Genomic DNA, 21638 nt, shown 5'->3' with positions numbered 1-21638 from the left:
GTCCACCGCCGTCAACGCGTTCCTCAGGGCGCTCGTCCGGGAGGGCGGGATGCCGTTCGAGATGAGGGTCAAGACGCGGGCGCCCGCTATGACTGGAATGATGCGTTCAGCTGGGGTCATCAACAGAATATCAGTGAAAAACATATCCATAAAATCGGTAACCCGACGCGAGCCTTGCACCAAGAAGGCATGCCTGAGGGCCTATCAATCGTGCGCAACTCGCGCTTCAACCCTGTACCGGAGCATGTGCACGATTATGTCGAAATCAGCTATGTTTATCGCGGGCATGCGCCGCAGACCGTCAACGGCGAACAGCTTATGCTTGCCCAAAACGAGGTGCTCTTACTCGACGCCGCCTGTCCACATGCCGTAGGCGAGCTCGGCGAGCATGACATTATGCTGAGCATCGTCATCTCGCGGCCGATGTTGCACCGCAGCCTAGAGCAGAGCCTGTCGCCGTCAAGCACCGTCTCGCAGTTCCTCATTAATGCCCTCAATGACGAAACCGACCACCGCGGTCATGTGCATTTCCGCACGGGCAACAGCCGCCGCGTGCGCCGATATATGCAGGAGATGCTGTGCGAGCTTCTGGAGCCGACGGCGGCGAGTCCCCAGATCGTGTCAAGGCTGTTTGAGTTGCTGCTGGTCGAACTTATGCAAAGCTATGAGGCCGCACTGCTGCAAGCGGGCAACCCTGCACTTCCCTCGGCGCAGGTCGCGGCCGCCGTGGGCTACATCGAGCGCCATGCCTGCGATTGTACGCTCGAGGACGTAGCTCGCCACCTCCATCTGAGTCCCAACTACGCAAGCGCGCTGCTCAAACGGCAGACGGGCCGCACGTTTATGCGGCTCGTGCAGGAGAGCCGTCTGGCACGCGCGGCAACACTGCTCGACGCCGGCTCCACTGCGGAAGCCGCGGCGCGCGAGGCCGGCTACGCCAACATGAGCTTCTTCTACAAAAAGTTTGCCGAGCGCTATGGCTGCACACCGGCGGCGTATCGCCAGCGTTTGCCCAGATAAAACCGACCAAAATAAACCTGTCCCTTTTTGGCAGTCCCTTTTTGGCAGTCCCTTTTTGGCAGGTGTCAGGAAGTGTCAGGGGCGGGGTGGCGGCGGGGTGCCGCTGCGAAAAGAAGTGTCGGGTTTGGCACCCCTGCCCCTGGCTGTCGCGTGCGTGGGCGATACTCGGCTTATCGAACCGCGATGCAAAGGAGATGCTCATGGCAAACATCAAGTTCCCCGAGGGTTTCTATTGGGGTGGCGCCACCGCCGCCAACCAGTTTGAGGGCGCTTGGAACGTGGACGGCCGCGGTCCTTCGGTCGACGACCATTTCTTGGGCGGCAGCTACAAGGAGCCGCGTCAGATTACGATCGACATCGACCCCGACCGCTTTTACCCCAATCATGACGGTATCGACTTCTACCATCACTACGAGGAGGATATCGCGCTGTTCGCCGAGATGGGCTTCAACATGTTCCGCATGTCCATCTCCTGGAGCCGTATCTTCCCCAACGGCGACGACGCCGAGCCCAACGAGGCCGGCCTCGCCTTCTACGACCGCGTCTTCGACTGCCTGCGCGCCCACAACATCGAGCCGCTCGTGACCCTGTCGCACTACGAGATGCCCTATCACCTGGTCGAGAAATACAACGGCTGGGCGAGCCGCGAGCTCATCGGCTTCTTTGAGAAGTACTGCCAGACCGTCTTCGACCGCTACCAGGACAAGGTCAAGTTCTGGCTCACCTTCAACGAGATTAACTGCGGCACCCAGGACATGGGCAACCTCTTTGGGACCAGCATGATCCAGGGCTTTGAGGGCCCGGCTTCGGCGGTCCACACCACGTCGCAGGCCCGTATGCAGGCCCTGCATCACCAGTTTGTTGCCAGCGGCCGCGTCGTGCGCTACGCCCACGAGCACTACCCGCAGTTTAAGATGGGCAACATGGATTGCTTCATCCTTTCCTATGCCGCCACGTGCGATCCGGCCGACGTGTTCGCCACGCAGCAGGAGATGAATACCATGAACTGGTACTGCTCCGACGTGCAGGTGCGCGGCAAGTATCCGTTCTATGCCAAGCGCTTCTGGGCCGAAAACGACGTTGAGCTCGTGATGGAGGACGGCGACCTGCAGGATATCGCCGACGGCAAGGTCGATTTCTACACCTTTAGCTACTACATGTCCGGCACCGTGGGCACCCACAAGGATCACGAGATGACCGAGGGCAACATGACCTTTGGCGGCAAGAACCCCTATCTGGAGTCCACCGATTGGGGCTGGCAGATCGATCCGTTGGGTCTGCGTATCGCTCTCAACGAGATTTACGCCCGCTACGAGATTCCGCTGATGGTGGTCGAGAACGGCATGGGCGCCTACGACGAGGTCGAGGAGGACGGCTCCATCCACGACCCGTACCGTATCGCCTACTTGCAGAGCCACGTCAAGGCCATGGGCGAGGCCATTGCCGACGGCGTCGACCTGATTGCCTACACTTGGTGGGGCCCCATCGACCTGGTGTCCGCCGGCACGGGCGAGATGCGCAAGCGCTACGGCTTCATCCACGTCGATAAGTACGACGACGGCACCGGTACCTACGAGCGCCGCCGCAAGGACAGCTTCTTCGCATACCAGAAGATCATCAAGTCCAACGGTACCGAGGGTCTGGCTTAATCGACAATATGAGTGCCACTGGGGAAAGGTTTTGGGAAGGGCTTGGAAGGGCTCTCGATTCGAGCCCTCACCTTAGCAATTTGATCATTTGGCACTATAATCACCATAGGCATGCGCAAAACGTTGCGCTTAATCAAGAGGAGAAAACGTATGGGTCTGTTTGACATGTTCAAGAAGAAGGCCGAGCCCGCGGCTGCCGCTGCTCCGGCCTCCATCTCTGCTTCTGCCGGCGCCGACGTGCTGTGCTCGCCCGTCAAGGGCAAGGTCATCAAGATGGCCGACGTGCCCGATCCCGTCTTTGGCGGCGAGGTTCTGGGCAAGGGCTGCGCCGTGTGGCCCGAGGACGATCTGGTCTACGCTCCCTGCGACGGTAAGGTGACCGTCACCATGGGTCACGCCGTGGGCCTGCAGTCCGATAGCGGCATCGAGGTCCTGGTGCACGTTGGCGTCGATACCGTCAACATGAACGGCGACGGCTTCGAGGGCTTCGTCAAGGCTGACGATGTCGTTAAGGCTGGCCAGCCCATGCTCAAGATCGACCGCGCCAAGATCGCCGCTGCCGGCTATAAGGACTGCGTCGTCGTGGCCGTGTCCAACACCGCCGAGTTCGCCGACGTCGAGCTTACCGTCGAGGCTGAGTCTGCCGTTGCTGCTGGTGACGCCATCGTTAAGGTCGTCCGCAAGTAAGCCGCGGCAACATAAGGGTGTTTTGGGGTGGTCGAATTGTCCGACCACCCTTTTTTATAACAATGCGGCGGAACATTTTATTGCGCGTTGGGCGGACCGGTAAACCGTTCGGACGTTAAATCGAGCCGACTGCGCCTTTGCTTTGCCGGGGGTGTTCGTTAGCGGCTAGTATGGCCTTATTGTTACGACGTGCACCGCGTCGGGAAGCGCGGTGCCGCTTGTTGGGAGGAATGTCATGAAAAAGAAGCTGCTGCTTGTGCCTCTGATGGCTGTTCTGGTCGCGTGCGTGGTTGTGCTTTCTGGCTGCGGAGGTCCTTCGGTTGAGGAGCTCATCACCGAGGATCTTACGACGCAGTTTGACGAGGTCAAGAACGGTGGCGACGACTTCCTCGCCGGCCTGGAAGAGGCCTCGGGTGACGAATTCGAGCAGCTGGGCATCGATCCCAAGGAGTACGCCAAGAGCTATCTCGAGGGCTTTGACTACAAGATCGGCGACGTGACGGTCGACGAGGACAAGGGCACCGCAACTGCCGAGGTCACCATTACCTGCAAGTCCATGAACCAGATCGTTGAGGATTTTGCCACCCAGTACCAGGAGAAGGTCGCCGCGCTCGATTCGATGCCTTCCGATGACGAGCTGTACAAGATGGCCGGTCAGGTTATGGTCGATGTGACCAAGGCTGCTAAGACCAAGGACACCAAGGTCACCTTCAAGTACTCCTGCAATGACGACGGCGAGTGGTCTGCCGACGATTCCGCAACCAACGAGATGATGAATGCCATGATGAGCTAGGGGGTTACGCGGTTTTGCCAAACCGCGTAACTGCTCGACGCTGCAAACGCCCCTAAGCGGCAATCTGACGTTCAATTTCAAGGGCGCGACCAGAAGGTCAGCGCCCTTTCATTTCACGTCACCTTGCTCGCTTAGGGGCGTTTTCGCTGTCCGTCCTCTGCCCGCGACGTAGTCATTGGGGGCGTTCTTAAACGACTAGTCGTTGGGGACACTCCTTGCGCTAGCGTTGCATCGTGGGCGCTCGGGAAAATGCGAGCCGGTATTTGGGCGAATAATGGGTCGCGGTTTCCGGATGGGGTGGGTTGCGGAAAGCGCGACCCGGAATATTGCTCTGAAACGGGATGCGGTTTCCCCGATGGGGCTCAAGCGGAAAGCGCATCCCATTCCGGAGCTCCAAAACGGGATGCGCTTTCCGTGCGGAAGAATTGTCGCAGCTACGTTAAGCGGCGGCTCCGCTACTCGCCCAGCACCAGCGCCGCGAGCTCTGCCTGGGTGTCCACCACGTAGTCGGCGCCGGCGGCCTCCAGCTCTGCGCGGCCGCGGAAGCCCCAGCTGACGCCCGCGCTCTTAAGGCCGGCGTTGTGGCCGGTCAGGATATCGACATTGGAATCGCCCACATAGAGCGTAGTTGCCGGATCGGCGCCCAGCCCCTTCATCACATGCAGCGTGACGGGTGCTTCGGGCTTGGGCGGAAATGCGTCCACACGGCCCTGTACCAGCGCAAAGCGCTCGGGGCCAAAGTATTTCTCGATAAGCGGGGCTGCCGAAATATGATCCTTGTTGGTGAGCACGGCAAGCTGAACGTCCGCTGCGCGCAGACGGTCGAGCATCTCGATCGTGCCGGCGTAGGGTGAGGTGTGGTCCTCCTTGTGCTCGCCGTAATAAGCTCTAAACTCGGCAAGCGTTTGCTCAAACATGCGGCCGTCGCCCGCATATTCGGCGGGCATAAAGCGCTCGACGAGCTTAAGCATGCCGTTTCCCACCTTGTAGCGGTATTCGTCGACGGCAAACGTGGGCCAGCCGTGCGCCTCGCAGGTATGGTTGCCGGCGGCCGCCAGGTCCTCGAGCGTGTTGAGGATGGTGCCGTCCAGGTCAAAGATCACATGGGAAAAAGCTGCTGCCATGAAAGCTCCCGTCGTTGGGTTTCAAAACGCACCTCATAATACTGGGCTTCCGCGTTGGGCGCGCTTGGAATCTGAACATCTCCAGGGATATCAAGCCACATCGCGCCGACCGCGCGATTCCGCCCTAGCAAATTCTCGGCAGCTGCTCTCCTACGAGCATATCGAGGATGCGGGTCGATCCCCAGCCGGTGCGTACGCGCACGGCGGGTCGAGCGCCCTCGGCAAGCGGCAGCACGCGACCGATGATGGCGGCGTTCTCGCCGTAGCGGGCGGCGCGCATGGCCGCCAGCGCGGCATCGGCCTGCTCAGCCGGCACCACGGCAACCATCTTGCCCTCGTTTGCCACCTGCAGCACATCGTAGCCGAGCATCTCGCAGGCGGCCTGCACGTCGGAACGCACGGGCACGGCATCCTCGTCGACCTCCATGGCAACACCGCTGGCCTGGGCAAACTCGTTGAGCGTGGATGCCAGGCCGCCGCGCGTGGGGTCACGGAAGCAGCGGGTGTCGGGGGCGGCGGCGAGCACGTCGGCAATCAGATGATTGAGCGGCGCGGCGTCGCTTTCGATGTTGCTCGAAAACGCCAAGCCCTCGCGCTGGCTCATGATGGCGATGCCGTGGTCGCCTAGCGTACCCGATACCAGGATGGCGTCGCCGGGCCGACAGTTTGCACCGCTGAGCGCTATGCCCGTGGGCACTTCGCCCACGCCGGCGGTATTGATGTAGACGCCGTCGGCACCGCCACGCTCGACCACCTTGGTGTCGCCGGTGATAATCTTCACGCCTGCCTCATGTGCCGTTTCGGCCATGGTCTGCACAATCTGGCGCAGCTTGTCCATGGGATAGCCCTCTTCGAGGATAAAACCGCATGAGAGGTAGCGCACGTTAGCGCCCGAGGTCGCGACGTCGTTGACGGTTCCGCATACGGCGAGGCGACCGATATTGCCGCCGGGGAAGAACTGCGGCGTTACCACAAAGCTGTCGGTCGACATGGCGATTCGCCCGCTTGCGGGCAGCGCGGCGACACCGGCGTCGTTGCCCGCAAGCAGCTCGGGCGACCCAAAGGCATCCAGAAAGACATCATCGATAATGCGCTTCATCATCTGACCGCCGGAGCCGTGGCCCAACAGGACGGTGCTATTGGTGATGCTATGGGACATATCCAAAACTCCAATCGTGGGTGGTGCCAGCGTGCGGGTGCGTCCGGGCTAGCCGTGGTATCTAAAGTACGCCGCGCAGCTGCCTTCGGAGCTCACCATGCACGGGCCGACGGGGTGTTCGGGCGTACATGCGTGGCCGAACAATGGGCAGTCGCTCGGCGTGATGGCACCGCGCAGCACGTCGCCGCAGCAGCACCCGCGTGGCTCGACCGTCGCCTCAGCGGGCACGTCAAAGCGGGCGCCGGCATCAAAGCGCGCGAATTCGGGTCGGATGGAAAGACCCGAGTTGGCAATCGATCCCAGCCCGCGCCACGTGGTGTCGCATGGCTCAAACACCTGCTCGACCAGCTGGCGCGCCACGGGATTGCCGTCTGCATTGACGCCGCGGCGGTAGGCGTTGTCGATCGCCGGCCTGTGCTCGACAATCATCTGGACCAGCATACAGATGCCCTGCAGAATATCGACCGGCTCAAATCCCGTGACCACGCCGGGGGTCTCGAACTCATCGACCAAAAACCCAAAAGGTGCCAGGCCTGTGATGGTAGCTACGTGACCAGGCAGGATAAAGCCGTCGATGGTGGTCTCGGGGTCGTTGGAGATCGCACGCAGAGCCGGCGGCGTGGTCTTGTGAGCACAGTAGACCGAGAAGTTCTGGAGCCCGCGCGCGTCGGCCTCCAGGATAGCGGCGGCAATGGTGGGCGTTGTGGTCTCAAAGCCGACGCCCATAAAGATGACCGGGCGTTCGGAATTTTGCTCGGCAATGTCGAGTGCGTCGAGCGGAGAGTAGACGATGCGGATGTCGCGCCCCGACGCCTTTTGCGCGGCAAGCGAGGTGGACGATCCAGGCACGCGCATCATGTCGCCAAAGGTAGTGATGATGGCGCCGTCCATGTTGGAAAGCGCGATTGCGTGATCGATGTCGCGGTTGGCGGTAACGCAAACGGGGCATCCTGGGCCGCTTAGCAGTTTGAGTCCCGTCGGCATAATGGAGCGAAAGCCATAGCGGCCAATGCTCACGGTATGCGTACCGCAGACTTCCATAAGGTTGATGCTGCGGTTGCCGACAAGCTCATGAATACGATCGATGAGCTCGCGAGCCAGCTTGGGGTCGCGAAATGCCGAAAAGTCGATACCGGAGCGAACCGGCTGCGCCGCCGCCACTAGTATGCCTCGGCCGGGTTGGTGGCGAGCTGGTCCTCTTCGGCCAGCTCGGTCATGGTATTGACGAGCTCGAGTGTCTCTTGGGCTTCCTGCTCGTCGACAATCTGAATGCCAAAGCCGGCGTGCACGAGAATATAGTCGCCTACCTGTGCCGTCGGCACGAGGCGCAGCGAAACGGGGCGCTCGATGCCCATCATGTCGACGGTCGCCTTAAGGTCGTCGTCGCGTTTAACCACTTTACCGGGAACGGCAAGGCACATAATGTTCCCCTTTTATACGTTTTGCGCTGGATAGGCGCCTAATTACCCATCAGTTGATGGTAGCGCTCGCGGGAGTCACGAGCAAACGCGTTACACCTGTGAGACGGCGGCGCGCAGGCTGGCAAAACAGCCTATCGAGACGCCGTCTGTGCGAGGCGAGCGCGAGCGATGGCGGCCTGACCGTAGGCGATGCAGCCGTCGTTGACGGGCACAGTGTGGGGGACCAAGACGGCAAGGCCGGCGTCTTTGAGTTCATGGGTAAGGAGCTTAAGCAAAAGCCGGTTCATGAACACACCGCCCGAGAGCGCGACAGTATCGAGACCCTCGCGATCACAAATCTCGTACGCGATGTGGGTCGTGGCGTGCGTAATAGCGATGTGGAACCCGAGGGCGAGCCTGTCGGCCGGCGCGCCTGCCTCGATTCCATTCAGAAGAGTTTCGATGAGCGGTTGAGGGTCCAAGATGGGGGAGTCGTCGGCAGACGTGAATACGCCTGCATGATTGCCGTCGAGACGAACGGTCTTACCGCCGAGCGCGCGCCAGGCGGCGGCTTCGAGTTCGATGGCGGGCTCGCCCTCGTAGGTTGCCTGCCCGCAAATGCCTAAAACTGCAGCGGCGGCGTCAAAGAGACGCCCCATACTGCTCGTGCGTGGACTGTTGAGGTTCCGCTCGATCATCGTAGTCGTGATGCTGCGCGTCTGTTCGTCGAGGGTGTCCAATAGCCCCGCGGCTCCCGGGTGTTCAAGCAGACCGAGCTCGCTCAGCAGGGCAAAGGCATTGCGCCGGGTATCGCGCACGGATGCGGCACCGCCTGGCAGCGCCCAGGTGCGCAGGTGCGCGGCGCGTTCAAAATCGGCAAGGCCGGCGACAAGGAACTCGCCGCCCCATATGGTGCCGTCGGTGCCGGCACCCGTACCATCGAAGGCAATACCGAGGACGCGTGCATCGAGCGCAAGCCGGCCAGCGACAATCGCCTCGGCCATTGCGCTCGCGATATGCGCATGATGGTGCTGCACCTCGACGAGCGGCAGATTGCATTTTCGCGCCTGCTCGCGCGCCCACTGACTCGATAGGTAGCTGGGGTGCAAGTCGCAGGCCAGCGCGGCGGGCGTCAAGTCGAAAAGGTCTTCCAAGCGCGTGCGCGCGGCGCTCCAGGCATCGAAGGTCTCGCCGTTTTCGACATCGCCGATATGCTGCGACACAAAACAGGCTGCCTCGCCGTTCGCATCCTCGCGTGTGAATGCGATCGTTGCCTTTTGCTGTGGGCCGCAGGCGAGCACGCAGGGTGCAGTGCCGTTGAGCGCCGGCAACGACAACGGTTGCGGCGCATATCCGCGTGCGCGACGCACGGGCATGACGGTGCCGTCGACCACACGTACCACGGAGTCGTCGTAGCGCGAGAGAATCGCACGGTCGTTGCCAAGTAGCGCGTCGGCGATGCCGGCGGCAACAAGATGTTCCCACGCAAGGGCATCGTCGGTCTCGATAGGTTCCTCGCTCAGGTTTCCACTGGTCATGACGAGTGCGTGCATACCGCGCGCCGCGGCCGCGGCGAGCAGCAGATGCTGAAGCGGTGTATAGGGGAGCATGACACCGAGCTCGGGTAGATCGTGTGCGACGGATGGCGCGAGTGTAGGGGCGTCGGGGGAATCTCCCTCGCCAACAGCACGCCGGCGCAACAGCACGATGGGGCGGATGCTACCGGTTAGCAAGCCGCGCTCGGCATCATCGACATGGCACAGGCGTTCAGTATCGGCAAGGCTGCGCACCATAACGGCAAGCGGCTTGTTGCTGCGGCGCTTGCGACGGCGAAGCTCGGCTACCGCCTGCTCGTTGGAGGCGTCGCATGCCAAGTGGAATCCGCCCAGGCCCTTGATGGCGACAATACCGCCGCTGGCCAGCAGCTCGACACAGCGGTCAATAATGGCATCGCTGGTTTCGCGCGTGCTGCCGACAGCTGGCGTCGCCCCCGGGCCCTCGCGCTCCATGTCGCCCGCCGCCTCGCGCCAGGTAATATGTGGCCCGCAGTCAAAGCAGGCATCGGGCTGCGCATGAAAGCGCCGGTCAAGCGGGTCGCCATACTCTGCGGCGCACTCGGGGCACATGGGAAAGCAATCCATCGACGTGGCCGCTCGGTCATAAGGCAGCGACCGGATGATGGTAAAGCGCGGCCCGCAGTTGGTGCAGTTGATAAAGGGGTAGTGATAGCGTCGGTCGGCGGGGTCGAACAGTTCGCGCAGGCAGTCGTCACAGGTGGCGATATCGGGGGAGATGAGCGTCGTGTGCACGGTCTGATCCTGCGACGCTACGATACGAAAGCCCTGCTCATCGTCGGCATCCCAAGCGTCGGGCTCCAGGTCTGCGACAGCGACATGCTCAACGCGGGCCGCGGCGGGCGCGTGCTCCGACAGCGCGGCGACAAAGCCGTCGAGTGCCTCGACCGAAGCATGCGCCTCGATGTGCACGCCATCGCCCGCGTTGAGCACCCAGCCGCAAATGCCATGCGCCATAGCCTCGCGATACACAAATGGCCGCATGCCAACGCCCTGCACGATGCCCGTCACATGAATATGCACATGCCGCATGCGACCCTCCTTCATCGAAACCTGTCCCTTTATGGCAGGTGCGCTGCGGGAAATCCCGTTACAGCCCCAAGCTCTGCTTGGTGGCGGCGCAGGTGAGCTCGCCGTGCTTAACGCCGCGCAGCCCCAGCAACCGGTCCGCCAGCTCGTAGACGCGTTTGCCGCGACCCTTGAGGGCCAGAATCTCCAGGCAGTTGTGGTGGTCCAGATGCACGTGCATGGTCGAGACAATCTCGTCGGTGTAGTCGTGCTGCACCTCGTCCAGACGGCGCGTCAGATTGCCGGTATGGTGGTCATAGATCATGGTGAGCGAACCGATGACCTGCTCGTCGGGCGTGCGCATTTGCTCCTTGGCGATCGAGGCGCGAATCAGATCGCGTACGGCCTCGGATCGGTTGGCCACGTCACCGCGGCGCGCGATCTGCTCGTCAAAGCGGCGCAGCAGGTCGTCGGGCACGGTGACCGAAAAGCGGACCAGCTCGGAGCTGGGGCCGCTGCAGCGGCAGCTCGCATCGTCGTCCGCACCGTAATCGTGCTCGTGCTCGTGCTCGGCCACGTTACACCAGTTTCACAGAGCCGACGGAGTTGTGGTCGGCCTCGATGGCCTCCTCGTAGCCCTCGAGCGCATCGTGCGCCTCGTGCAGCGCAGACATGGCGGCCTCGAGCTTGGCGCCAATGCGCTCCATGTCAAAGTTCTCGGTCGCATGCAGCAGCTGATGGCTCCACTCGTGAGCGAGCTCAATGGTGTCGTCGACCTGCTTGACGCTCATGGCAAGCTGGCTCATGTTCATTCCGACGTCATGCATGGGAATCTCCTTTTGTGCGGGGCGATATGGTGGTTCAGATTCTACTACGCCTGCCTTGGGCACCGCCGCATAAGAAAACGGGTGCGAGTCCGTCTGACTCGCACCCGTTCACTGGGGGCTGTTTGTGTCTACCATACTATCCGTGGTCGCATGCCTTGCGTTTGGCACTCCGGCGAGCGGTGCAAAACCGCTCATGGACGGCAGACAGGTAACAAGCGTATTACAGATGCTTCTCCAGCAGTGCCTGAAGTCTTGCCTTGGGTAAGGCGCCGACCGAGCGGTCGACCTCCTCGCCGTTCTTAAAGACGATCAGCGTGGGGATGCTCATGACGCCAAACTTCATGGCCAGGTCCTGGTTGTCGTCGACGTTGCACTTGGCCACGGCCAGCTTGCCGGCCAGTTCGTCGGCGACCTCGTCTACGATGGGCGAGAGCGAGCGGCAGGGGCCGCACCACGGGGCCCAAAAATCAACCAGTACGGGCAGGCTATCGTTGACGACAGCGTCGAAATTCTCGGGGGTAATCTGCTTAATGTCAGCCATGGTGACCTCCATAATGCGACGCGGCTCGGCCGCGTAAAACTCAGTACGACCGTGCTTATACCCAGCGGCTCGCAAAGCAACCACTCGCGGGCGGCTCTTTTATATAATGGTGGGCACGCAAACGATTGGAGAGCGCATGCCCACGTCACAAAGCCAGAAAAAAGAAGCCATCGCTCAGGCGACCGAGCAGGAGCTCGCGTCGCTTGCAGATCGCGGTGTGCGTATCGCGGGCAATGCGTGCTCGCCGATTGTGCTGGTCAAAGGCGATTTGGATGAAGCCGAGTGCTCGGGCGGCGAGCTGGCTGCCGGCGCGGATGGCGCCGCGTTGCGCAAGGCGCTCGGCGCCATCGGATATGCCCCCGAGGATTTTTGCGTGCTGGCAAGCGTCGCCGGCGCGGGCGACGGAGCGGTCGCGGCGGGCGAGGCCCTGACGTGCGACCTGTTCCGCGAGGCGCTGGAGACCTTGGACCCCGAGGCGGTGCTGCTGCTGGACAACAGTGCGGCCGATGTCATGCGCGAGACCTATGCCGATATGCTTGTGGCAATTGATGACTTTGACACCGCCATGCTCAAGCCCGGCCTAGTCGCCCATGTGCAGGGGCGCCGCGTGCTGGCGCTCGACGGTTTTGAGGCGGCACTCACCGACAAGGCCGCCAAGCAGCGCATGTGGGCCTACATTAAGCAGCTGACCCCGGCGGCCGCACCGCTGTAGCGAGGCTGGCGGCAGCCCCTACATCACGGCGCGCAGCTCAAACCGGTCGCCGTTAATGCGGAACTGGCAGTTGCCGTTCATACGCTCGACGGCAAGCTTAATGCTCTTGGTGCCAAAGCCGTGCCCAGTGTGCTGAGCCACGGGCATGCCGTCGACCATGTGCGGCGTACGGCCAAACGTGTTGGAAACCAGCAATAGAAGCTGACCGTCTTCGTAGCGAAGGTCCAGGTCGACAAACCGCTTGCCTTCGGGGGCGGCGTTCGCTGCGGCGATGGCATTGTCCAGGGCGTTCGATACCACACTGAACAGATCGACATCGCTCACGTGGACGGTTTCGGGCACGGCGGCGCGCAGGTCGGCGGTGATGCCGTGCGCGTTGATGTCTGCGGAAAGCGACGAGAGCGCAATGTTGACCGTTTCGTTGGCGCAGTAGCGGCGCACGGCGGTGCGGTCGTTGGCCTCGCAGAGCGCGTCGATGCGCTCGAGCGCCTCATCGGTGTGACCCTCTTCGATCAGGGTCGCTAGACCGCGCAGGTAGTGGCGCATGTCGTGACGGAGAACCGAGAGCTCGCGTCCGGACTGGCGCCAGGCTTCGAGCTCTTTGATGGCCGCGCTGTCGCGGGTCGCGAGCATCCAGCGCTCGCGCTCGGCGATTTCCTTTGCCTCGTATTCGCGAAGGTAGACGGCAAGAAACATAAGGTAGAAGGCGCAGAGGGCGAACGCCAAAAACTCAACGGTTACCACCGAGCCCGAGTGGAAGAGCGTGGTATAGACGTTGGTGGCGTAGTCGAAGATGTAGTAGACGAGCGGCAGGATGAGCAGAATCTCCAGCTCGGTGGGGCTTTTGATCGCCAGGCGGGGGCCAATGTCGCTTGCCCAATGCAATAAGACGGCAAAGACGCCGAGCGTGGTGATGATGCGCGCCACGTAGTACGCGATTTGCGAGTCGGTGGCGGCGAGCGCGGCGATGCCCATCCAGTTGCTAAACTGGCAGCTCAGGTAAGCGCTGGTAACGCCCAGGATGGCGAGCAGCGGGCTTAGGCGATAGCGCGCGCACAGATAGATGACGAGCGGCAGATGCACAACGAGCGGATAGGCCTGGCGGGCGAAAAGCTCGCCGCCGACGGCATTGGCGAGGCCAAATGCGCATCCGGTTACGGCGCCGACCCCCACCAGTTCGAGCGAATGGCGGCCGTTGATCTCGACACCGCACAGAGCCGCCGAGGCAAAGACGCCAAAGAGCAATGTCGTCGCATGGTGGATTGCCCAAAGTACCAGTTCTGCCGAGGAAAGCATCAGCGTCTCCCGCCCTCGAACCGCACTGCAAAGTAGGCGTCTTGGAATCCCTGCTTGCAGCTGCGCGCGAGCGGTATGCATGCGCCCGAGCGCATGACGATTTCCGTGCGGTTAAAGTGGTCGATGTTGCGCAGATTGACCTGGTAACTGCGGTGGCACTTAAAGAAGGTCGCGTTTTGGGCCAGTCGGTCCTCGATGCTGCGGAACGGCTCGAGCGCCTCGATATCGCGGCCATCGCGCAGGTGGAAGACCACGTGCTTGTTGCGAGCCTCGGCATATTCGATATCGGATAGGCGCAGGGCATGATAGCCAAAGGACGTCTTGATGACGAGCTCATCGGTCGCTGCCGGACGCAGGCTCGACAGCTCGTCGAGCAGTTGCGCCACGCGCTCGTAGGTTACGGGTTTGAGCAGGTAGTCGAAGGCGCGGACCTCGTAGGACTCAAGCGCGAACTCGGGCGATGAGGTCAGAAACACCAAGCGCACGGCGGTATCGGATTGGCGCAGCTCGCGGGCGGTGTCCATGCCGTTGACGAGCGGCATGATCATGTCGAGCATGATAATGTCGGCGCGCGATGCAGCATGGCGTGCCAGCAGGTCCTCGCCGCGTGTGACGAGTGCAACATCGACCGCCGTACCCGTCTCGGCCGACCAGCGGTTGATCATGCGGTGCAGGTTATCTAGAAAGGCGACGTCGTCGTCGCAGGCGATGATTTTGAGCATATCGGGCCCCCTTAGTACCTCGATTTTGCCACATCGTGCATGCGCCACCCGCGGGGGTGCGTTCCGTTTGCGCCTCACGGTACGCAACTCGCGCCGAGCGGCAGGGTGTCAAAATATGCGGTTGCACAATACCAGGTGGATATATATGTCAATTTGAGCTGCCGGCTGGCGAGGGACCATGCCGGCCGCGCCAAGCGATATCGGACATCGCGAAAGCATAGGGGTAAGGGAGCTGAACGATGAAGGAGAAGAAGATGGGGATGCGCGCCGTGTTGACGCGTCTGCTGGGTATCGCAACCGTGGCATGCGCGCTCGTGGCGACGCCGGCGGTGGCAAGCGCCGAGACGCAGGTCATGCCCGACGGGGTGAAGGCGGAGGTGCTGCCGCTTACGCAGGCCAACAACGAACCCGTCCAAATCACCGAGCCGGGCAGTTACGTACTTAAGACGGCTGAGGGTGAGGTCACGCCATCTTCGGGTTACACCATCGACGCGCCGGATGCGTCTCGGATTAATCCTGTGAGGATCTACATCGATGGCACGGTCTACGTGAACGATAAGACTAACTGGCGGGTTGAGCAAACTCGATGGCTGTTCAACATCAAACAGGGTAGCAATATCGAGTTCATCGGTGTCAACAATCCGTGCGTCAGCTTCCATAGAAACCAAAAGCAATTTGAGTCCGTAAGCGGCTTTTTGACCGACCGCTATTACAGCGGTGGCTACAAAAAGGCATCGGGCGACATCTCGGTTGGCCTGGGGGTTGGCGACGGCTCGCAGAATTTCATTCTCTCGTATGGCAGCAAGTACGAGCAAAAGGTACCTGCGATTTCCCTGGGTAGCACCGAGGGCAAGTTAACCGCCAAGTTCGAAAAAATGAAGATCCAAGGCTATGTTGGCAAATCGGGCGCAGTGGCGGGCAACGCCCAAGAGTATGCCGTTCCTGTACATCTCTTCCGTGAGGGCAGGGATACGACTGGCGGCAATACCAACTCCTTCGCGGCGACTTTTACCGACTGTGTGTTCTACGATACGTCTGGAGACTTCAATGGTGCTGTTTCCGTCGATGGCAACAGCAGCTTTAAGATGCCCAAAGACGGAAGCGCTGTCGCAAAGTTGACGGCGACGTTCAACAATTGCAGCTTCACTGGCAGCAATGGGGAGAACGTGGGCGTCAGGCAGACGAACAATAGTTACAGCTCAGTCGAAGCGGCTCGTTATTTTGCTAATTCTTCTGTCCTTAATACCTATGCTGTCGCAGGCGTGATGGGCGTCACCAACGCTACGGTCAACCTCAACGACTGCAAGATGAGCAACTTCCACAGCACGCGTTCGAGCTCGGCCGACAACACTTTGACAGTCGATGCCCTTAATGTTGCACGAAGCGCTCGCTGCAACATAAACGGCGGCGAAATTTCTCGCTATGGCGCGCGCGGCAATACGTGCGTGGTATACGCCGCCGGAACCCTTACCCTTAACGGATCGCCGGAAATCGCGAGCTACTGGAAGAACAGCCACGCCGACGATACTAATTATGGCGACAAGTACACTGAAGCTGATAAGGCTACGGGAACCGCCAAGAGCCTGTATGTCCCGAAGAAAAAGAGTGTCGATGCCAACGTCCCGGCGCTGAATATCGCGTCTGACTTCTCCGTACGCGGAGGCTTTGGAGACAATGTTTGGATCTCGATTGAGGAGACTGCGGACAGTAATGGCGTAAAGTCGCGTGTCCTTGGCACCTGCGAATCCAACAAGATCGAAGGCGTTGTGCCAGACGGCTCGTCCGAGAACGACGACAACTCCGACAAGTACGAGGTCGTGAACCTTAACGGCGACCTCACCTTCCGCGAGACCATCCACCAGCACAAGTGGAACGTTGAAGCTGACGGTTTGGGCGTTCGCGCTTCGTGCGTGGGCCCGTTCCGCAACAGCGAGTGCGAATATGGCAAGGACGAGAACGGCGAGCCCAAAAAGTACCTGACGGCCACGTACAAGCTCTCCATGTCCAAGGCAACGAGCTCTCAGAGCACTGCGCTTGTCTATGACGGTTGCCCGGTCAAGATTGCTTTGAATAAGGACGGCGCGTGGAATCTGGAGCAGATGGGCGTAACGGCCAGCGATGAATTCACGTGGTATCAGTGCAAGTCCCAGGCGGACGCCGAGGCATATAAAAACGGTACCAAGCTCAAGGGCGCCCCGACGGACGCCGGCTACTACTATGTCGTTACGAGCTTTAAGACCGCCTCTGGCCAGATGCTTGAGGGCAAGAAGGCCTTTGAGATTTCTCCGCGTCGCCTGATTAAGAATCAATCCTACAAGTTTACCCTTAAAGACGGCGGCAAGGGCGCGGGCAAGTATGCCTATGACGGCAAGGAACATCAGCCTGTCGTTGAAAGTGCAAAGTTCAAGAACGGCGCCGGCGAGTGGGTCGATCTCGTTGAGGGCAAGGATTACGAGCTCAGCGCTCGAAGTGAATCCGGACTGAAGCAGACCGAGCCAGGGCAATACGAGTGCATTGTCATCGGTAAGGGCAACTTCACGACCGATGGCGGCACCACAAGTGTTCTGACGCTCAAATGGGAGATCGTTGACGTTTCGCGTTTTGACCTTGAGGTCGCTGGCTTCGATGGCACCTATGATGGCAAAGAGCACGGCATTACGGTCAACGTTAAGAATGATCCCCAGCCGGCGGATATGAAGATCGAGTACTGCGAAGAGGGCGGCGATTGGACGACGAAAAAGCCGACCTATCGCAATGCGGCCGAGTACACGACCCATTATCGTGTGACGGCTTCTGACTACCTGACCGTTACGGGCAGCGCGACCGTGAAGATTTCCAAGGCAGACCAGGAAGCGCCGGCTGGGCTCGTGGGCAATAATTGGACTACGTGCAGCAGCAAGGACGGCTCCATCTCGGGCGTGACCAAGGCGATGGAATATCGTCGCGGGTCGAGCGGGAGCTATCAGAAGATAACGTCTAACGATAAGTTGACCGGTCTTGCGAAGTCGGGAACGTACTACGTCCGCTATGCCGAGGATAGCAACCACAATGCGTCGCCCGATGCCGAGGTCAAGATCGAGCAGGGCCCTCATGCCGTTGCTGACAATGCAGCTTGGAAGCCGAATGGCGAAGGTAGCCACGTTAAGGTCTGCAAGTATTGTAAGAAGACTCAGGAGCGCCAGCCCTGCAGGTGGAAATATGAGATCGTTACGCCCGCCACGCCTGAGGCCGATGGTGTTCGTCAAAAGGTCTGCAGGGTTTGCAACGGCAGGTGGGATGAAGAACGTTATACCTACGTGGATACTTACGCCCCCACCATTTATGACCTCTGGGTAGATAAGGCCTACTGCGAGAGCGTTTCGTTTGACGTGTTCGATGACCGCGACGAGACGGTGACGGTTACCGATAACGGCAAGGAGCTCAAGGCTGGCAAGGACGGAAAGTACACGGTTAAGGCCGCTGAAGGCGATGCCGGTACTGAGCATGTAATCGTGGCTACGGACACTGCCGGCAATAAAGAGACCATCACAATTAAGATGTACGCCGAGCATGTGTATAAATGGACGATCGACAAGCAGCCGACGGTTACCGAGACCGGTTCCAAACATGGAACGTGCTCCGTGTGCGGCCATGAGTCGGGTGCGGTAGAGATTCCGGCCCTGGCTGTTAAGGGCTATTCGGGCAAATATGACGGCAAGGACCACTCTGTCGACGCCTCGGCGCTGCCCGAAGGTTCCGTCGTTGAATACAAGGCTGCTGACGGCGGCTGGACGAGCGTTGCGCCCAGCATCAAGGATGCCGGCAGTGTGACGGTCGACTATCGCGTCACGATCGACGGCGCGGCGGTCGACGGCAAGGTGACGCTTGAGGTCAAACCGCGTGCGATAACGGTCGCGGCGCAGGATGCCTCCAAGACCTATGGTGAGGACGATCCCAAGTTTACGTATGACGTCACTTCTGGCGAGCTCGTCGAGGGCGAGAGCCTTCAGGGTATTGAGATTGAGCGCGATGATGACGACAGTGTACGCGACGGAGGTTATGCTCTGCGCCTGACGCAGCCTGAGGGCGCCAACTCCAACTACAAGATCACGTTCAAGGATGGCACCTTTACAATCAGCAAACGCGAGCTCACCGTAACGTGGGACACCACTACTGAGTTCACCTACGACGGCGAGGAGCACTGCCCCCAAGCGAAGCTCCACAACGTCGTCGGCGATGACAATCTCTCCGCGTACGTCGATGGCGCCAAGGTCAAGGCCGGCACCTACACGGCGAAAATCACCGAGCTGACGGGCGACGACGCGGGTAACTACAAGCTTCCCGCCGAAGGCCTGACGTGCGAGTTCTCCATCAAGAAGGCGCCCCAGGGCGCGCCAAAGGTCCAGGCCACGGCCGAGACTGTGAGCGGCAAGTCCGACGGTAAGATCACGGGTGTCGACGCGAAGATGGAGTGGCGAGCCAAGGGGTCTGGCGAGTATCAGGGCGTGCCCGATGGCGTGACTGAGATTACGGATTGTGCTGTCGGCACGTACGAGGTGCGCTACCGCGCCGATAGCGACCATGATGCCTCCTCCGCCACCGAGGTTACCGTTAATGCCGGCGGCAAGCTCGTCGTGACGCTGCCTGCCAAGCAGGTCGGCTATACGATCACGGCGAGCCCGGACGAGCTTGACTGGCACGGTTCAACCACCCTCACGGTCGGCATCGAGAGCGGCTACTTTGCTGACAACGACTCTTACGCCGTCAAGGTCAACAATGCCGTTGTGACGCCCGATGCGCGTGGTGAGTTCACCGTTCAGAACGCCGAGAGCGACCTCGTCGTCACGGTCGAGGGCGTGCGCAAGCACGAGGCCGTGAACGATGAGTGGCTCTCCGACGACAGCACGCATTGGCATAAGTGCGCCTGTGGAGACAAGATCGACGAGGCCAAGCACGACTTTGAGTGGGTCGTCGTCAAGGCCCCCACGGCAACCGAGAAGGGCTCCAAGCAACAGCAGTGCAAGGTCTGCGGTCACAAGCTGGCCGAGGTCGAGATTCCGGCTGCCGCCATCGTTGGCTACTCCGACGAGTACGACGGCGACTATCACACGGTTGATGCGACGAGTCTGCCCAAGGGCGCGACGGCCCAGTACAGCACCGATGGCAAGAACTGGTCCTCTGAGGCCCCCAAGATCCGCGACGCCGGCAAGTTGACCGTTTTCTACCAGGTGACGATTGATGGTGCGAAGGCCGAGGGCGAGGTTACGCTCGAGGTCAAACCACGCGCAATTACGATCGCGGCCGACGACTCCTCCAAGACGTATGGCGATGTCGACCCCGTGTTTACGTGGGCGATCACGTCTGGCAAGCTCGTCGAGGGCGAGTCTCTCGAGGGCATCACTGTTAAGCGCGATGCCGGCGAGGACGTGCGCGAGGGCGGCTATGCCCTGAACGTGACGCAGGCCAAGGATGCCAACCCCAACTACGACGTTGCCTGCGAGGCCGGCGTGTTCACCATTAACCGGCGCCCGCTCACCGTGACGTGGGGCACCAGCGAGTTCGTCTACGACGGCGAGGAGCACTGCCCCGAGGCGAAACTCGGCAACGTGATCGGTAAAGACGAGCTTGGCGCGACCGTCGAGGGCTCCCAGACCGAGGCCGGCGCCTCGTACACGGCGACCCTCACCGTGCTGACGGGCAAGGCCGCTGGCAACTATGTGCTGCCGCCCGAGGGCCTGACGTGCGACTTCTCCATCAAGAACGCCGCCCAGGACGCGCCGAAGGTCCAGGCCGAGGCCGAGACCGTGAGCGGCAGGCGTGACGGTAAGATCGCGGGCGTCAACGCGACGATGGAGTGGCGCGCCAAGGGTGCCGCCGAGTACCAGGCCGTGGGCGAGGGCGTGACCGAGCTCAAGGATCTCGCCGCCGGTGTGTACGAGGTTCGCTACCAGGCTAAGGCCAACTACGATGTTTCCTCTGTTACCGAGATCACCGTGGCTGCCGGCCGCAAGCTGGTCGTGGCGCTGCCGACTAACCAGCAGGGCTACACGCTTACCGCGACGGCAACCGAGCTCGACTGGCACGGCTCCGCAACGCTTACCGTGAGCATCGACAGCGCGTACTTTGCGGGCAAGGGCTACGCCGTCAAGGTCGACGGTAAGGCCATCGAGCTCTCCGACAAGGGCACCTATGAGCTCAAGGATGTCGAGGGCGACGTGAATGTGACGGTCGAGGGTGTCCTCAAGCACGAGCCCGACGGCACGGGCTGGGCGCACGATGCCAAGAATCATTGGCATGTCTGCCGCTGCGGCGACATCATCGACAAGGCGGAGCACACCTTTGAGTGGGTCGTCGACTGGCCGGCGACTGTCGAGGCCAAGGGTGAGAAGCATCAGGAGTGCACCGTCTGCCACGAGAAGGGCAAGACTGAGGAGATCGCGATTCTGGCGCCCGAGATCACCGACGGCAAGGGTCAGACGATGGTGGTCGAGGCAGCCAAGGACCTGAGCTTCCGCTCCAACGCGCCGCTCGAGTTCTTCCAGAAGGTGCTGGTTGACGGCAAGGAGGTCGCGCGCGAGAACTACGAGCTCACAGAGGGCTCCACGATCGTGACGCTCAAGGCGAGCTTCCTGAATACGCTCGGCGTGGGCGAGCACACGCTGAGCGTGGTCTCGACCACGGGCACGGCCGAGACGACCTTTACGGTCGCCGAAGCTGCCAAGCCCGCTCCTAGCCAGACCACCACGACCACCACGACTGCGACCACCAAGTCCAAGAAGAAGGGCGGCAAGACGGCCCTGCCTTCGGCCGGCGATAGCGCGTACGTCATGGCTGGTGCCGTACTCGCAGCCGGTGTGGCAGCTCTGCTGCTGGCGTGGGCCATGAAGCGCCGCGCTTAACTGCATGCCAGTTCCCAGCGGGTCCGGATCGAGCGATCCGGACCCGCTTCTATGCCCATTGCCCCTTGGACCAGGGCAAAACAACCCCCCCCTGAATCATGGGGCGGGTCCATTTTCAACTATCCTCAGCTTGCCAGTTCGAAAATGGACCCGCCGCATGATTGAATCTTTATTTCAACTTTACACCTGGCTTTACAGCTGTCTTGTCAGCTGTAAAGCCAGGTGTCATACTAAAGCCCCAAGATTCG

16 protein-coding genes are annotated in these 21638 nt (G+C 61.0%); 6 read left to right on the top strand and 10 right to left on the bottom strand.

Features of this window, described 5'->3' with window-relative positions; all coding sequences use genetic code 11:
- The first annotated feature begins 189 nt into the window (after positions 1-189).
- The 4 genes from ACEXKH_RS06050 to ACEXKH_RS06035 all read left to right on the top strand — a co-directional run bounded on the left by ACEXKH_RS06050 (position 190) and on the right by ACEXKH_RS06035 (position 4149).
- The gene (locus ACEXKH_RS06050) at positions 190-1020 is read left to right on the top strand and encodes an AraC family transcriptional regulator (protein ID WP_373573461.1); all 831 of its coding nucleotides are present in this window, start codon (positions 190-192) and stop codon (positions 1018-1020) included.
- Between the two features lie 200 nt (positions 1021-1220).
- Complete coding sequence (locus ACEXKH_RS06045) at positions 1221-2669, top strand: glycoside hydrolase family 1 protein (protein ID WP_373573460.1); 1449 nt, start codon at positions 1221-1223, stop codon at positions 2667-2669.
- Between the two features lie 150 nt (positions 2670-2819).
- Positions 2820-3356 (top strand): PTS sugar transporter subunit IIA, encoded by a 537-nt coding sequence (locus ACEXKH_RS06040; protein WP_373573459.1) that lies wholly within the window; start codon positions 2820-2822, stop codon positions 3354-3356.
- A 235-nt stretch (positions 3357-3591) separates the two neighbouring features.
- Positions 3592-4149, top strand: a complete 558-nt coding sequence (locus tag ACEXKH_RS06035; RefSeq protein WP_195232893.1) for a hypothetical protein — start codon at positions 3592-3594, stop codon at positions 4147-4149.
- Between the two features lie 455 nt (positions 4150-4604).
- Here the strand turns inward: ACEXKH_RS06035 and ACEXKH_RS06030 are convergent, their stop codons facing one another.
- The 8 genes from ACEXKH_RS06030 to trxA all read right to left on the bottom strand — a co-directional run bounded on the left by ACEXKH_RS06030 (position 4605) and on the right by trxA (position 11782).
- On the bottom strand, positions 4605-5273 hold the full coding sequence (locus ACEXKH_RS06030) for an HAD family hydrolase (RefSeq protein WP_373573458.1): 669 nt from the start codon (positions 5271-5273) through the stop codon (positions 4605-4607).
- A gap of 124 nt (positions 5274-5397) precedes the next feature.
- Positions 5398-6432 carry a hydrogenase expression/formation protein HypE gene (gene hypE / locus ACEXKH_RS06025; RefSeq protein ID WP_373573457.1) on the bottom strand — a complete coding sequence of 345 codons (1035 nt, stop codon included), beginning with the start codon at positions 6430-6432 and terminating at the stop codon, positions 5398-5400.
- A 48-nt stretch (positions 6433-6480) separates the two neighbouring features.
- Positions 6481-7593 (bottom strand): hydrogenase formation protein HypD, encoded by a 1113-nt coding sequence (gene hypD / locus ACEXKH_RS06020; RefSeq protein ID WP_373573456.1) that lies wholly within the window; start codon positions 7591-7593, stop codon positions 6481-6483.
- On the bottom strand, positions 7593-7853 hold the full coding sequence (locus ACEXKH_RS06015) for a HypC/HybG/HupF family hydrogenase formation chaperone (RefSeq protein WP_055250830.1): 261 nt from the start codon (positions 7851-7853) through the stop codon (positions 7593-7595). The genes hypD and ACEXKH_RS06015 overlap by 1 nt, the downstream gene beginning before the upstream one ends.
- 131 nt (positions 7854-7984) lie before the next feature.
- On the bottom strand, positions 7985-10438 hold the full coding sequence (gene hypF, locus ACEXKH_RS06010; protein ID WP_373573455.1) for a carbamoyltransferase HypF: 2454 nt from the start codon (positions 10436-10438) through the stop codon (positions 7985-7987).
- Between the two features lie 58 nt (positions 10439-10496).
- Positions 10497-10991 (bottom strand): nickel-responsive transcriptional regulator NikR, encoded by a 495-nt coding sequence (gene nikR, locus ACEXKH_RS06005; protein WP_373573454.1) that lies wholly within the window; start codon positions 10989-10991, stop codon positions 10497-10499.
- A 1-nt stretch (position 10992) separates the two neighbouring features.
- Positions 10993-11241, bottom strand: coding sequence for a hypothetical protein (locus ACEXKH_RS06000; RefSeq protein ID WP_117564540.1), 249 nt, complete (start codon positions 11239-11241; stop codon positions 10993-10995).
- 220 nt (positions 11242-11461) lie between these two features.
- Positions 11462-11782, bottom strand: a complete 321-nt coding sequence (gene trxA / locus ACEXKH_RS05995; RefSeq protein ID WP_117793968.1) for a thioredoxin — start codon at positions 11780-11782, stop codon at positions 11462-11464.
- A gap of 136 nt (positions 11783-11918) precedes the next feature.
- Between trxA and ACEXKH_RS05990 the strand changes: the two genes are divergently transcribed.
- Complete coding sequence (locus tag ACEXKH_RS05990; RefSeq protein ID WP_117564541.1) at positions 11919-12494, top strand: hypothetical protein; 576 nt, start codon at positions 11919-11921, stop codon at positions 12492-12494.
- Positions 12495-12512: 18 nt separating this feature from the next.
- Here ACEXKH_RS05990 and ACEXKH_RS05985 read toward each other — a convergent pair whose 3' ends face one another.
- Together ACEXKH_RS05985 and ACEXKH_RS05980 are read right to left on the bottom strand one after the other, a co-directional pair.
- Positions 12513-13790 (bottom strand): GHKL domain-containing protein, encoded by a 1278-nt coding sequence (locus tag ACEXKH_RS05985; RefSeq protein ID WP_373573453.1) that lies wholly within the window; start codon positions 13788-13790, stop codon positions 12513-12515.
- Positions 13790-14512: a LytR/AlgR family response regulator transcription factor gene (locus tag ACEXKH_RS05980; RefSeq protein ID WP_373573452.1), complete on the bottom strand. Its 723-nt coding sequence runs from the start codon at positions 14510-14512 to the stop codon at positions 13790-13792. The genes ACEXKH_RS05985 and ACEXKH_RS05980 overlap by 1 nt, the downstream gene beginning before the upstream one ends.
- Positions 14513-14751: 239 nt before the next feature.
- On the opposite strand from ACEXKH_RS05980, the gene ACEXKH_RS05975 reads away from it, so the two are divergent.
- Positions 14752-21390 (top strand): MBG domain-containing protein, encoded by a 6639-nt coding sequence (locus ACEXKH_RS05975; protein ID WP_373573451.1) that lies wholly within the window; start codon positions 14752-14754, stop codon positions 21388-21390.
- Positions 21391-21638: the final 248 nt, after the last annotated feature.

It is taken from the genome of Collinsella aerofaciens ATCC 25986, from assembly GCF_964259375.1.
GTDB lineage: Bacteria > Actinomycetota > Coriobacteriia > Coriobacteriales > Coriobacteriaceae > Collinsella > Collinsella aerofaciens_BO.
This window is presented reverse-complemented; position numbering and strand designations above follow the sequence as displayed.